At 40.6% G+C, this 13,374-nt stretch carries 17 protein-coding genes; 15 read left to right on the forward strand and 2 right to left on the reverse strand.

Features of this window, described 5'->3' with window-relative positions; genetic code table 11:
• Positions 1 to 26 precede the first annotated feature (26 nt).
• Together BET01_RS02450 and BET01_RS02455 are read right to left on the reverse strand one after the other, a co-directional pair.
• Positions 27 to 1,169, reverse strand: a complete 1,143-nt coding sequence (locus tag BET01_RS02450; RefSeq protein WP_120195154.1) for a 2-methylaconitate cis-trans isomerase PrpF family protein — start codon at positions 1,167 to 1,169, stop codon at positions 27 to 29.
• A 470-nt stretch (positions 1,170 to 1,639) separates the two neighbouring features.
• Positions 1,640 to 2,314 (reverse strand): GntR family transcriptional regulator, encoded by a 675-nt coding sequence (locus tag BET01_RS02455; protein WP_120195155.1) that lies wholly within the window; start codon positions 2,312 to 2,314, stop codon positions 1,640 to 1,642.
• Positions 2,315 to 2,564: 250 nt separating this feature from the next.
• Here BET01_RS02455 and BET01_RS21690 point away from each other — a divergent pair, with 250 nt between their 5' ends.
• The 15 genes from BET01_RS21690 to BET01_RS02520 all read left to right on the forward strand — a co-directional run bounded on the left by BET01_RS21690 (position 2,565) and on the right by BET01_RS02520 (position 13,151).
• On the forward strand, positions 2,565 to 2,732 hold the full coding sequence (locus tag BET01_RS21690) for a hypothetical protein (RefSeq protein WP_166428713.1): 168 nt from the start codon (positions 2,565 to 2,567) through the stop codon (positions 2,730 to 2,732).
• A gap of 191 nt (positions 2,733 to 2,923) precedes the next feature.
• The gene (locus tag BET01_RS02460; protein WP_120195156.1) at positions 2,924 to 3,208 is read left to right on the forward strand and encodes a hypothetical protein; all 285 of its coding nucleotides are present in this window, start codon (positions 2,924 to 2,926) and stop codon (positions 3,206 to 3,208) included.
• Positions 3,209 to 3,268: 60 nt separating this feature from the next.
• Complete coding sequence (locus BET01_RS02465; protein ID WP_120195157.1) at positions 3,269 to 3,556, forward strand: carboxypeptidase regulatory-like domain-containing protein; 288 nt, start codon at positions 3,269 to 3,271, stop codon at positions 3,554 to 3,556.
• Between the two features lie 35 nt (positions 3,557 to 3,591).
• A complete protein-coding gene (locus BET01_RS02470; protein WP_158584968.1) occupies positions 3,592 to 5,322 on the forward strand; it encodes a motility associated factor glycosyltransferase family protein in 1,731 nt (576 codons plus the stop codon).
• Positions 5,323 to 5,351: 29 nt separating this feature from the next.
• Positions 5,352 to 5,516: a hypothetical protein gene (locus BET01_RS21500; protein ID WP_158584969.1), complete on the forward strand. Its 165-nt coding sequence runs from the start codon at positions 5,352 to 5,354 to the stop codon at positions 5,514 to 5,516.
• 23 nt (positions 5,517 to 5,539) lie between these two features.
• Positions 5,540 to 5,848 carry a peptidase associated/transthyretin-like domain-containing protein gene (locus tag BET01_RS02475; RefSeq protein ID WP_120195159.1) on the forward strand — a complete coding sequence of 103 codons (309 nt, stop codon included), beginning with the start codon at positions 5,540 to 5,542 and terminating at the stop codon, positions 5,846 to 5,848.
• Between the two features lie 14 nt (positions 5,849 to 5,862).
• Complete coding sequence (locus tag BET01_RS02480; RefSeq protein ID WP_120195160.1) at positions 5,863 to 6,192, forward strand: peptidase associated/transthyretin-like domain-containing protein; 330 nt, start codon at positions 5,863 to 5,865, stop codon at positions 6,190 to 6,192.
• Positions 6,177 to 6,428 (forward strand): hypothetical protein, encoded by a 252-nt coding sequence (locus tag BET01_RS02485; protein ID WP_120195161.1) that lies wholly within the window; start codon positions 6,177 to 6,179, stop codon positions 6,426 to 6,428. The genes BET01_RS02480 and BET01_RS02485 overlap by 16 nt, the downstream gene beginning before the upstream one ends.
• Entirely contained in the window at positions 6,425 to 7,405 is a 981-nt protein-coding gene (locus BET01_RS02490) for an NAD-dependent 4,6-dehydratase LegB (protein ID WP_120195162.1), read from the forward strand. Before BET01_RS02485 ends, BET01_RS02490 begins: the two co-directional genes overlap by 4 nt.
• A 20-nt stretch (positions 7,406 to 7,425) precedes the next feature.
• The gene (locus tag BET01_RS02495) at positions 7,426 to 8,574 is read left to right on the forward strand and encodes a LegC family aminotransferase (RefSeq protein WP_120195163.1); all 1,149 of its coding nucleotides are present in this window, start codon (positions 7,426 to 7,428) and stop codon (positions 8,572 to 8,574) included.
• A 22-nt stretch (positions 8,575 to 8,596) separates the two neighbouring features.
• The gene (locus tag BET01_RS02500; RefSeq protein WP_120195164.1) at positions 8,597 to 9,643 is read left to right on the forward strand and encodes a nucleotidyltransferase family protein; all 1,047 of its coding nucleotides are present in this window, start codon (positions 8,597 to 8,599) and stop codon (positions 9,641 to 9,643) included.
• Positions 9,640 to 10,320 carry an acetyltransferase gene (locus BET01_RS02505; RefSeq protein ID WP_120195165.1) on the forward strand — a complete coding sequence of 227 codons (681 nt, stop codon included), beginning with the start codon at positions 9,640 to 9,642 and terminating at the stop codon, positions 10,318 to 10,320. The genes BET01_RS02500 and BET01_RS02505 overlap by 4 nt, the downstream gene beginning before the upstream one ends.
• Positions 10,277 to 11,272 (forward strand): N-acetylneuraminate synthase, encoded by a 996-nt coding sequence (gene neuB, locus BET01_RS02510; protein WP_120195166.1) that lies wholly within the window; start codon positions 10,277 to 10,279, stop codon positions 11,270 to 11,272. Before BET01_RS02505 ends, neuB begins: the two co-directional genes overlap by 44 nt.
• Positions 11,269 to 12,432, forward strand: a complete 1,164-nt coding sequence (gene neuC, locus BET01_RS02515) for a UDP-N-acetylglucosamine 2-epimerase (protein WP_120195167.1) — start codon at positions 11,269 to 11,271, stop codon at positions 12,430 to 12,432. The genes neuB and neuC overlap by 4 nt, the downstream gene beginning before the upstream one ends.
• Complete coding sequence (locus BET01_RS02520) at positions 12,432 to 13,151, forward strand: acylneuraminate cytidylyltransferase family protein (protein ID WP_120195168.1); 720 nt, start codon at positions 12,432 to 12,434, stop codon at positions 13,149 to 13,151. The genes neuC and BET01_RS02520 overlap by 1 nt, the downstream gene beginning before the upstream one ends.
• Positions 13,152 to 13,374: the final 223 nt, after the last annotated feature.

Here is a 13,374-nt window from a genome sequence, read left to right on the forward strand (position 1 = left end):
GACTCCACTCTCCTTAAATAAGTATTTTAGTTAAAAAACACAGTGCCAGTAAAAATTTTACGGGCTGTGCGGTAAGAAGTAACAGAATGTACCTCCACACCACCATCATTTAAAATCTCATAATCTATACTGCCGCTAATCGTCCCACTACTATGACCTAATGTAAAGGTGCTTTTTTCATGGTCAGATGTATGCTTTTTTACCAAACGATTTGGAATCGTATCTGGTATAACGCTTGCCGCAAACGTGCACAATGCCCCTGTTAATGCAATGCTCTTATGTGCCTTTTGCATGCTCATCATCCTAATAGACAAATCATAGTCTGATTCACTGATCAGGGTTCCTTCCACATCTTGATAGTCCTTGGAAGGAGCTACTAATGTTAACTTTGGAACTCCTGGTGATTCTGTGGAACTATTCTCCACACGACTTACCAACCCCAGTTGTTTTGCTGCCATTCCTCTGATTCGTTCTAACTTCTCCAATAATGCTTTATCACCATCAATGTCACTTACCTTTTCATATCCTGTTAAGCCGATTTGTCTGGCATCAACATATACCAAAGGGTTGCTTGCATCAACGATGGTCACCTCTACCTCACCAACTCCATCTACCTGGTAAACGTCGGTTGGATTTCCAGTAGGAAGCAATTTTCCAGTGAGGGAACCTGCAGGCTTTACAAACGTTAAGTCTATTTTCAATCCTTTTCCTGGAACACCAGCAATTTGAAAATCTTCCGTATACAGAAGCTCACCATTGGGGGTCGGAATGCTTTCTTCAATTACTTTTTTTGTATTAGTATTGTAGATTTTGACGGTTGTTACTGGATCTTTTATATCCACCAGCTTATTTTCAATTGCAAAGATTCCAACCGCAGAAGAGATATTCCCACAGTTCCCTGCGTATGACACGATTGGCTTATCTACCAACACTTGCGCAAACGTGTAGTTTACATCCCAATGGTTCTCAATCTCCTTTGAAATAATTGCAACTTTGCTGGTTGTAGATACAGCACCTCCCAAACCATCAATCTGACGAATATCAGGACTACCCATGACTTTAAGAAGTACCTGGTCCAGATCAGATGACAACGCTTTTAAATCTTCTTCTAGTAAAAAGACCCCTTTGCTAGTTCCACCTCGGTAAATACTACAGTTTAAATTTCTCATCAATCCTCACTCCTTAACAAATTACTATGGTGTTAATCCAAACAAATATATTGAGTACCTTTAAAAGAGTATCAATTGTTATTGTTCTTCTGAATCTACAGGAACACTCGTACTATAGTAGAACACCTCTTCAAATTTAAATGGAACGTAATACCATAGCGTATCTGTATATTCTCTTTTGTATCCCTGTATACAATTTTTATTGTGTACTTGTATCCCTGTATACAATTTAAAAAATGACACGTATTGTGTCGAAAAATGTTTGCTAGCTAAGCGTATTATAGTATATGTTTTTCATATTTGCAATCACTTTTACAAAAAAAAGTGATTTTTTAGTGTTTTATTATGCACTTTGTATACACGTTATATGATGCCTGTAAAAATCCTTTGAAATATGATGCAATTTTATCCATTTAACAGCAATTCTATCTATTAGAATTGCTTTGTAACATAGGTTTCACTCAAACGGATTAAAACAAATGGATTTCATTTGTTAGAAATTGCTTGGCACTTAAGGTATGATCCCGGCCTATTTGTTCTGCTAAATCCTTATCTTTTTTCTCGAAGGCCTCTATCAATGCTTTGTGTTCTGTCATTGCCACTCTTCGTCTTTTATTCATAACCAGGGTGAAATTTCTCAGCTTAGATAGATATTCATAGATTTGCTTCATTTGGTCAATGAGTCTTTGATTGTTACTTAGATACAAAATACTATCATGAAATTCTCCATGGTATTTCCAGTATTCATAGATCTCGTCATGATCAATACACTCATCCATCTTAATCAGTTTATTCTTTAGTTCTATGATTTTAGCTTCCGATATATTCGAACATGCCAACCGGAAGGCAAGCCCCTCAAGAACTTCCCTGATTTGGTAGATTTCTAAAATATCTGATTTGGAGATTCCTTTTACAACGGTTCCTCTTCTTGGGACATTTTCCGCGAGTCCTTCAATTTCTAATTGCCGGAATGCTTCTCTTACAGGGGTTCTGCTTACTCCCATCCCCTCTGCTATGGCAGTTTCCACCAATCGATCGCCTGGTTCAAAACTTCCATCCATAATCGCCTTTCTAAGTTTTTCTAGTACGATTTGCCTGATTGGTCTTAGATCGGTAACTTCTATTTTTTCGAATAATCGTGTCATTTTTCCTACCTCAGTCTTCTAATATTTTTATCATTACGAGGCTAAGAAAAGCCCTTTAAGTTATGTTTGCAGAATCTGATTTTTTTTAACGTTACCATATTAAATACTCTTTACCATTATAATCTGTTGTACTTTCTATGTCTATACTTATATATGGACACGACTATTTGCTTACTTTCTCAGAATATACCAGTGTACTTCCCCCTACCCCTGAGGTACAATAAACTAAAATAAATAAGGGGTACATAATATGTCAAATTTCTCTAATAATAAAGATGATTCTTATCAAAATGGCTTAGCCATGGGCCTCTGCATGGGCTTAGTTTTCGGGTCAATTATTAATAATCTTGGAATTGGATTGGTATTTGGACTGGTCCTTGGTTTGCTTTATGACAAGGGGTTCTTTAAGAAACGGTAATCTTATATGTTTGACATCAACACTTTACTTTTGGCAGGTATGGACTTATCCATGCCTGCCATTTTTTGTGTTCTAATCTTTAAATAATTACAGAGAGTCCATATTTGGACTGCCCTGTCACTCTATCTAAATAGAAACATACTATAAAATAGAAATACGTATTTCTAATGAGAATATAAGGGGGCGTTTTTATGGCTAATTATAAACCAATTACAAAATCAATTTTGGCTTCCGCTGCTGATTCCGGACAAGTGATTATTGCAAAGCTATCTACAACGAGCTGGGGACTTCTACTGCTTAGAGGTACTGCGGTTTTCAGTAATACGATCTTAAGAAGTGGTGCTGTTGCTATTTGGGAAAGCACAAACCCGACAACGGCTGAACCTGATCTAGTGACCTTTACTGATGCGAATGCAACTTATGGCATTACGACCAGAGCTGGCGTTGCACTTAGATTGAGATTTTACAGCAAATAAACACTTAGGGGTGTCCAAAGCACAGTGCCAGGACACCCCTTACAAAGGAGGCGATGAATAATGTCAAACTTATGCTTCACGGGCTGTCAGGTGATTTGTTCTGGAATTATTACTGCGGATGTAACTCTACATTGTAATTCTTTTTTGTTTCTTACCGGAATCGTATATAGTCCAAAAGGAGAGCCTTTGCCAAATGTGGCTGTTGAAATCCGTATTCTTGACACCGCTGATCCTAATAAGACCATCCGTCTGGGAATAACCTTCACTCTTTTAGACGGCTCCTATGGAATCACTCTTCCCAACATTCCTGGCAGACAATATAAGCTTCTGGCATTTTCAGCCATATGAAAAAAGCCGATAAGGCATCCTTTTGGGAGGATACAATGAAAAAAATAAAAACTTCTGATGGATTCTTTGTTACCCGCATAAAAAAGGAACGGGAATATCATTTCCTGGCAGATCAGACAAATTATAGGAATGAAATTACAAATCTTCTTGAGACATTGGAGGACCTAAAATTTGATTCCTTGATCTTTTTGTTTGGTGTGGATACAGGCTCTTATTTGCCAGAATTAAAAAAGAGGCTGTGCCAAAAGAACCAAGTTTTCATCTTTGAGCCGAACAAAACAATACACCGTCGCTTTACCCTGGATCTTGAGGACAATATCAAGCTGGTGTATTATCAGGAAGATATCGTAAAACAAATCTTTGAAGAAACTATTAATTTTAAGAACTTTAACAATATTTTTTTCTATTCTTTTGGAAACTATAGCACGCTTTATAAAAAAGAATATGAGCGGCTCATTGAACATCTGGATTGGACCATTATAAAATCGGCTTCCCAGGTGTCTTTGGCGAAACGTTTCAAAAAGATATTCGTCAAAAATATGATTGCAAATATGAAGATAATCCCTGAGTCCACCCCTATTCATCGCTATCTATTTTCAAACACAGGGGTTCCCGCCATCGTAGTATCTGGGGGGGCTTCTCTTGATAAGAACATGGAAGATATGAAGCGGTACAAAGATCTGGTAAAGAATTGTTTTGTCATCACTGGAAGCAGAACGGTGGACGCCCTGATTAAAAATGGCATCCTCCCTGATATGATCGTTTCAGTGGACCCTGTGAATGCCAATTTTGATATGATGAAGGATCATCTAGGCCTTAAGGTGCCTCTGGCCTTTTATGAATACAGCAACCGCTACCTTTTAAAAAATTATCAAGGGGAAAAGATATTTATTTCCATGTTACTTTCCCGCACCATAAAGGGTATGGAACATTTAAAAGCAGTCTACTGCGGCGGCTCTGTCTCCCATGCCTGTATTGATATCGCAAATATGCTTGGCTGCTCTCCTATACTTTTAACCGGGCAGGATCTAGCTTATACCCATCAAAAGCATCATGCAGACAGCGCTACCTTTTCTTATGACAGTACTTTGGATTATCGCCCTCAGACCTTTGTAAAAGATATCTACGGCAATCTGATTGGAACAACCGTGACCCTTGATTACTTTAGAAAGAACCTGGAACTTTATATCAGCCAATATAAAGACCTAGAAAGAGTCCGTTTTTATAACTGCTCTTATGGAGCCCGGATAGAGGGAGCGCCCCACAAGGAGCTGAGCGAGATTCTTTTTCAAACTGACTTTTCTAAGAAAAAGATTCCATGCCTTCCAAGCCATGAGCTAACTTTGGATGCAAAGGAGACCATTGATTCTCTTATGGATTTTTTAGAAGACTCCTTAACAAAAACGGACCAAGGGTTGGAGTTATGTCAACTCATTCGTTTGGAAAACAAGACAAAATCCCTGGTAGAGGTGGAAGAAGATGATATTGACCTTCAACGCATCCTCTACATCCTGCAACTTGTAAACTCCTTTGAGAACAACTCTTACAGCAGCTATTTGGGCGGCTACTTCAGTGAATTTCTCTATGAAATAAAGGAAAAGAACATTTCCATGCAGGCTAAGGATTACGACAAGCTGACTTCTGACCTGCAATACCAGGCCAGCTTTTTTAATGAATACTTTTTAAAGTTGCATCAGATCCTGTCCGAAGTAAAGGAGACAGCCAGTATCACGGTATCAGAATTCTATGAATCGCATATAGTTTAGTAAATCTGCCAAGAAGAAAGAGGTTTTATATGGAAAGTGAGAATAAGAGCGATATCATTGACAGTAGATATAAAGAAATTAAGATTAATAAAATGATTGTAAACGGCAAAGAGCAAGAAGGCAATATCATAGACGGAGATGACACTAAGAACATTCAGGAACTAAACGTAACCGTCTATACGCAAAACGAATAATTGGGTAATGGGGGGCATCTGATATGGGCGTTTCCAGGAATAATTCTTTTATAATCAGTGGTTCTAAGCTTCTGCCATGGAAAGAAAACCACTATAACTTTCAGCTTTCAAGAAAACATCACCAGATTATTAAGGGAACTATTTACACCCAAAACCAGACTCCTTGCACTGGCGCAACGGTTTTAGTCACTCAGATTGATGATGAAAAACAAGAACGGATCTTACTTGGCTTTGCAGTGACCGATGAGGCAGGATGTTATCTTTTCTCCCTTGAAGCAAATCCAAAGATGAAGTATGAACTGACGGTTTTTGCTCCCATAATTTCTAAATAAAAGGAGGTCTTCTCTTGAGCGGCTATACAGAACTGATTATCCCGCCTGGCAAATTTAATAACTGTAACGTAGCTCAGGTTGTAATTTCCATGGAAGCCTTCTGTGAAGTATTGTTAACTGGCACGGTCTTTAATACACGCGGTGAGGCCATTGAAGGGGCTGTGGTAAGAATCACGGCGGTTAATTCTCTTTGGCAGAGAAAGATTTTGGGTTATGTCGTGACCAATCAGTTTGGCGAATTTGCTGTGACAGTGGAGAAAAATTCTAACATTGATTATCAACTTGACATTTATGAGCCAATCCTAAGAGATGAGGAAAGGACCAAGCCATGGCATACGCAGTAATTAAAGGTCTGGTACGAGATACCAGCCGGGCACCGGTTCGAGAAGCCGTAGTTATACTGGAACGTCTGGTTCCGGTCTATAATGAGGATCTTCAGGAAGAAGATTTTTCTGGTGTTTATCTGGGTCATACCCTCACCAACCGATATGGGGAATTCTGCTTTCCGGTTTCTGACAGAACTAGCACGTATCGAATCAAGGTATTCGACAATGGTCATGGCGAAGGGAGGTTGCAATGAAAAAAGTGCTTGTCACAGGGGCCGATGGTTTTATTGGAAGCCATCTAACGGAAGAACTAGTTCTTAAGGGATATCAGGTCAAGGCATTTGCCTGCTATAATTCATTTCATCAATTTGGCTGGCTGGATACGTTACCGGCTCACATCAAAGATGAAATAGAAATCATCAGCGGAGACATCAGAGATCCTAGCGGAGTAAGATCTGCTCTTTCCCATGTGGAATCTGTATTTCACTTAGCTGCCTTAATTGCCATTCCATACAGTTATGAGTCACCGGATTCTTATGTGGATACCAATATAAAAGGCACTTTAAACGTTCTACAGGCAGCCAGAGACTTGGGAACAAAAAAGGTATTAATCACCTCTACTTCTGAGGTGTATGGAAGTGCGGAGTACGTTCCCATAGACGAGGAGCATCCAAAGAAGGCCCAGTCTCCTTATGCCGCCACAAAAATTGGTGCGGACCAGCTAGCCCTATCCTTTTACCGCAGCTTCTCCCTGCCAGTCACCATTGTCCGTCCTTTTAATGCCTACGGACCCAGGCAGTCTGACAGAGCGGTCATACCGACCATTATTAGTCAGCTTCTGGCTGGAAACAAGGAGATCCATCTGGGGAGTCTGACACCTACCAGGGATTTTAATTATGTAAAGGACATTGCTAATGGCTTTATGGAAATCGAAACATCTAAAAACACCATAGGGGAAGAAATTAATATAGCAAGCGGCATAGAGATCTCCATTGGCGATCTGGCAAAAGAGCTTATCAAGCAGATCAATCCGGAAGCAAAGATCGTCTGCGAGGATCAGAGGCTCCGCCCAAAGATGAGCGAAGTCACCAGACTTCTTGGCTCCAATGCAAAACTTACCAGGTTAACCCATTGGAAACAGGAGTATCCCCTTTCACTTGGCCTTAAAAACACCATCGCGTGGATTGAAAAGAACCAAAACCACTTTCGGACAGACCGATACAATATCTAAGGAAATAGGAAGGGAGTCAAATGATACCTTTATCTGTTCCTGTTTTAAAAGGAAATGAAAAAAACTATATGGACGATGCCATTTGTAATGGCTGGGTCTCAACCGCAGGAAGCTATGTGACCAGATTTGAAAAAGAAATGGCTGACTACTTAAAGGTACCGGCCACTGCTGCCCTACAAAGCGGAACTGCCGCCCTCCACCTTTCCATGCTCCTTTCTGGTATTGAACGAAATCAGGAGGTCATTGTTCCTACTCTCACTTTTATAGCTGCCATTAATCCCATTGCGTATTTAGGTGCCCATCCAGTTTTCATGGACTGTGACGACACCCTGAATCTGGATTGCGTAAAGCTTTCAGAGTTTTTAAAATCAGAATGTGAAAAAACGAAAGAAGGACTCTTAAACCGTTCTTCCGGTCGGATCATAAAAGCAGTCTTAGTGGTACACGTCTTTGGAAATATGGCTGATATGGAAACCCTTCTACGCCTATGCAGCCAGTATGATTTAAAACTCATTGAAGATGCCACGGAGGCACTTGGCACCAGATATACCAAAGGTAGCTTAAAAGGGAAATTTGCAGGTACCATAGGAGATTTTGGAGCGTATTCCTTTAATGGCAATAAGATCATCACCACTGGCGGTGGCGGAATGATAACCGCAAGGCGGGATGAGGATCTTATAAAAGCTGTCTATCTCTCTGCTCAGGCAAAGGATGATCCCTTTTCTTATGTTCACAATGAAATCGGCTATAACTACCGGATGACGAATATTCAGGCGGCTCTTGGCGTTGGTCAGTTGGAATGTCTGGAGGATTACATTGATCGAAAGACTTATAACTACAATTACTATAAGAGTATATTGAAAGACTGGACTGACGTTTCCCTCCTTCCATTTTGTGAGAGGGCGAGAAATAACCACTGGTTTTATTCCTTGTTGTTAAATAGTAAGAGTTTAGACAGAGATACTCTTATGTCCCATTTAAGGGAATCAGGAATTGAAGTAAGGCCCGTCTGGAAGCTGAATCATACTCAGGTTATGTATCAAAACTGTCAGACCTACAGAATAGAGAAAGCTCCTTTTTACCAGAGTCATATTATAAATCTTCCATGCAGCGTAAATCTTTGTGAAGCTGACATGGATTTTGTTGCGAATGCCCTGAAACCGGTATGACGTCGGAAGGAGGATGGCTTACATGGATGTGCAGAAATTCTTTATTTCACCAGACGTTTCCATCAGGGAAGCCATAAGACAGTTGGATGAGACGGCGAAGAAACTTCTACTGGTGGTTGAGGGTGACAAACTTGCAGGTGTGATTACCGACGGTGATATCCGCAGATGGATCTTAAAAAACCAGGATTTATCCGTGGCCATAAACTGTATTATGAACTCCTCTCCCATTTCCATCACAAAAGCGGAAGTTGGTCAGGCATTAACCATCATGAAGGAGAAGGGAATCGAAGGTCTTCCTCTTGTGGATGAAAACAAGCAGGTGTTGGATATTCTTTTCTGGAATGAGTTAGATTCTGGTGATGGGGAGAAGTCACCGAAGAAGGAAATTCCTGTGGTGATTATGGCCGGGGGAAAAGGTTCCAGGCTCTATCCATATACGAAAATCATACCAAAACCTCTCATCCCCATTGGCGATACCCCCATAGTGGAACGGATCATGAATCAGATGATCTCCTATGGTTTTACGGATTTTTATCTAACGGTAAATTATCGAAAGGAACTGATCAAAGCATATTTCAATGATGATAATCGGTATCATCTAAACTTTGTGGAAGAAAAGGAACCACTTGGTACGGCAGGGGCTTTGACTCTTTTAAAGGATAAAATAACTGGCAGTTTCTTTGTGAGCAACTGCGATATTTTAGTTGATGTTAATTATGAAAAGTTGCTTTACCACCATATAAAGAATCAGAATCAGATTACTGTTATCACCGCTATGAAGAATTATGAAATTCCTTATGGAGTGGTTACACTCGATGATAGAGGGCGCATTCAAACTTTGAGTGAGAAGCCTAATTATGAATTACTGGTAAGTACCGGTTTATACGTTTTGGAACGAAATGTGTTAGACCATATTCCGGAGGGTATCCCGTTTAATATGCCGGATTTGATACGCCTTTGTCTTAAGAATGGGAATCAGGTAGGAGCCTACCCGGTCATGGACAGCACTTGGCTTGATATGGGTGAATTTAGTGAGATGAAAAAGATGGCGGAGAGAATGAGGGTATGAAGAAGCTGGTTGTGATCGGAGGTGGGGGGCATGGGGAAAGCGTCATTGATTCCATCCGTTCAGCAAAGGAATTTGATATCATTGGAATCCTGGATGCGGGAAAAAGTGTTGGTACCATCGTCTCAGGAATTCGGGTTCTTGGAGGAGATGTGCTTTTGCCAGAGCTTTTTAAACAAGGCATTCACTACGGTGTCATTGCCGTAGGAAGTATGGGAAACCCACAGCCAAGGATTCAAATTTATGAAACACTAAAAGGCGTCGGGTTCGTGATTCCTAACATAATTGATAAAAGCGCAGTTTTATCCCACGATGTGCAGATGGGTGAAGGTAACTTTATTGGAAAAGGTGTTATTTTAGGTGCCGGTGTAATTCTTGGAACTGGATGCATCCTTAACACCGGTTCTATTATAGAGCATGGCACAATCATTGGGGATTTCACTCACGTTGCCCCGGGCAGCGTCCTTTGTGGGAACGTCCGGGTGGGGGAACATGTCCACATCGGACCAGGAAGCACAGTCATTCAAAATGTCACCATCAAAAGTAACTCCTTAATTGGAGCAGGCAGTCTGGTATTAAGGGATATTTCTTCAAACAAGCTGGCTTATGGAAGCCCGGCAAGGGAGGTTGGAATTTATGAGCAAAGTCATGATTATAGCCGAAGCAGGGGTAAATCATAACGGAGATTTGAATACAGCCAAAAGGCTGATTCATGCGGCAAAAGAGGCCGGAGCCGATGCGGTAAAATTTCAGACTTATCGTGCTGAACTACTGGCTGCCCCCAGCGCTAAGAAGGCAGACTACCAATATGAGAATACCGGAAAGAATCGTTCTCAATATGAGATGTTAAAAGAGCTGGAATTATCTTATGACAACTTCAAGGAGCTTTTTACGTATTGCAATGACCAAAACATTAAGTTTTTATCTTCCCCCTTTGATGAAATAAGCATGGAATATTTAGACCATCTCGGCGTGGAGATCATAAAGATTCCCTCTGGTGAGATCACAAACTATAGATATCTTAAAACAGCCGCCTCCATAAAAAAGCCAATCATTCTCTCTACCGGTATGTCCACCATCGAAGAAATCCAGGAAGCACTTGACCTCCTTGACGAAGGAGGACAGGAAATCACACTTCTCCACTGTTCCAGCGCCTACCCTACTCCCATGGAAGACGTCAATTTAAATGCTATGTTCCACTTAAAAAAAGCCTTTCATAGAAAAGTAGGCTACTCTGACCATACCATGGGTGTTGAAGTTGCTGTGGCCGCAACTGCCCTGGGCGCATGTGTCATTGAAAAACACATCACCCTTGATAAGACCATGACTGGCCCTGACCACAAGTTGAGTCTGGAACCAAAGGAATTTAAGCTTATGACAGACAGCATTCGAAACATTGAAACAGCCATGGGAGACGGAAAAAAGGCACCGTCCCCTCAAGAATTAAAAAACCGGGACTATGTAAGAAAGTTTTTGGTAGCCGCTAAGGATATTAAAAAAGGGGATTTATTTACCATGGATAACTTATGTGCCAAACGCTGTTCTCCTGGAATCTCTCCTATGAGTCTTGCAGTCATTGTTGGAACACCATCTGACAGGGATTATAAGACCGATGAGAGGATTGAAATATGATACGTTTATGTGTGGTAACAGGTAGCCGGGCGGAATATGGCCTGCTGCTTCCAGTGATTCGCAGGGTTATGGCTGATCCTGATTTCAAGCTTTTAATGGTGGTGACTGGTGCTCATATGGATTCCAGATTCGGAGCGGATTACCGGGAAATGGAACAAGATGGAGTGATTATTGATGAAACCGTGGAGATGAATCTGGCAAGCGACTCTTCCTACGGAATTTGTAAATCCATGGGACTAGAGCTGATTGGCATATCCAAAGCTTATGAACGGTTAAAACCAGATATGATGCTCCTTTTAGGAGACCGTTATGAGATTTTTATAGCGGCTAGTGCTGCTGTCATTTGTAACATCCCCATTGCTCATATCCACGGTGGGGAGCTGACTAGGGGTGCCTATGATGACTGCATGAGGCATGGAATTACAAAGATGAGCTATCTTCACTTTACCAGCACCATGGAATATAAAAAAAGAGTGATACAACTTGGGGAAGCACCTGACCGAGTGTTTCACGTAGGCGCCCTGGGTGTGGAGAGGTTAAAAGAATTATCTTTGCTGTCTCAAAAAGAGCTGGAAGAATCCTTAAACTTATCTCTTGGCTCTACAACGGTCTTGATCACGTATCATCCTGCCACATTGGAATCAACAGATATTGAGGAACAGATGGAACCGCTTTTTAAAGCTCTGGATTCTCTTCCTGAATTGTTTGCTGTATTTACAGGAAGCAATTCAGATACTGGAGGGAGCAAGGTCAATGAAATGGCGTCTGATTATGCAGGTAGACACCCGAATCGAGCGGCATTTTTCAATTCTCTTGGTTCCCTTCGCTATCTAAGTCTGATGAGCCAGTGCTGTATGGTCATTGGGAATTCCTCCAGTGGCATAATAGAAGCTCCCAGCCTAAAGGTACCAACGGTAAATATCGGAACCAGACAAAAGGGCCGAGTCATGGCTGATTCTGTTATAAACTGTGATACTTCTTATGATAGCATTCTCTCAGCCATTCTTAAGGCAAGGGATTTTAACTGTAAGGACTGCTCTATCCAAAATCCCTATGATAGTCCTGACACTAGTAAAAAAATTTTAGGTTTCATAAAACAGTCGGTTCAGAATGGGATTTGTTTGGAAAAAGATTTTTATGATCTTGATTGGAGTTTATAATGTATCAGGACAAACGATTTCTTGCACTTATACCAGCCAGAAGTGGATCCAAAGGGCTGCCTCATAAGAATATTAAAGAGATTAACCATAAGCCATTACTGGCATATACCATAGAAGCCTGCAAAATGGCTGGTTTCTTTGATGATATCATTGTTACTACGGATTCTGAACTGTATCAGGAAATAGCTCTTCATTGGGGCGCTTCGGTGCCATTTTTAAGACCAGCAGAGCTTTCTAAAGATAACACAGCTACAATGGATGTCATTAGCCACACACTGGAGGAAATGACCAAGCATGGTAAAGCATATGATTATATTATGCTGCTCCAGCCTACCTCTCCACTTAGAAATGCAAAACACTTAAAGGAAAGTGCAGACCTCCTGTTTGAATCCCAGGCCGATTCCGTTGTTAGTGTCTGCCCCTTTGACTGCAACTGCTATTTGTCTGTACAGCTTATGGATTCCGGTGAAATCCTGATTCCTTCTCAACATGAAAAACAAATTAGAAGGCAAGATGTTTCTTCTGGCTATCGGCTTAACGGTGCTATTTATCTCACTTCTGTACCCTTTTTCTTGAAATATAGGAATTTTTATGCTGGAGTGACCTATCCTTATTTTATGGATCCTCTGCATTCCATTGATATTGATGAGGAATATCAATTTTATATCGCACAACTGCTTTTAAATGATGGGTTTGGAGATACATCTGATGAGGTATAGGGGGTATGTGTATTAAAGAGACTATTTATGAGAACAACGTCCCGGAGATTTTTAGAACTTATTTTCTTATTATCAATCACACCTATATAGTTAATAAAAAACGACTGACATTAGATTGCAGATAGTCAGTCGTTTCACGTTGAATCTAATGTTATTAGTTTTAGTTCCTATGTAATTAATGGATGTGAAAAAGAATCTATAATGGAACAATCATAATCGTTGA

It is taken from the genome of Lacrimispora algidixylanolytica (assembly GCF_003609635.1).
Taxonomy (GTDB): Bacteria; Bacillota; Clostridia; order Lachnospirales; family Lachnospiraceae; genus Lacrimispora; species Lacrimispora algidixylanolytica.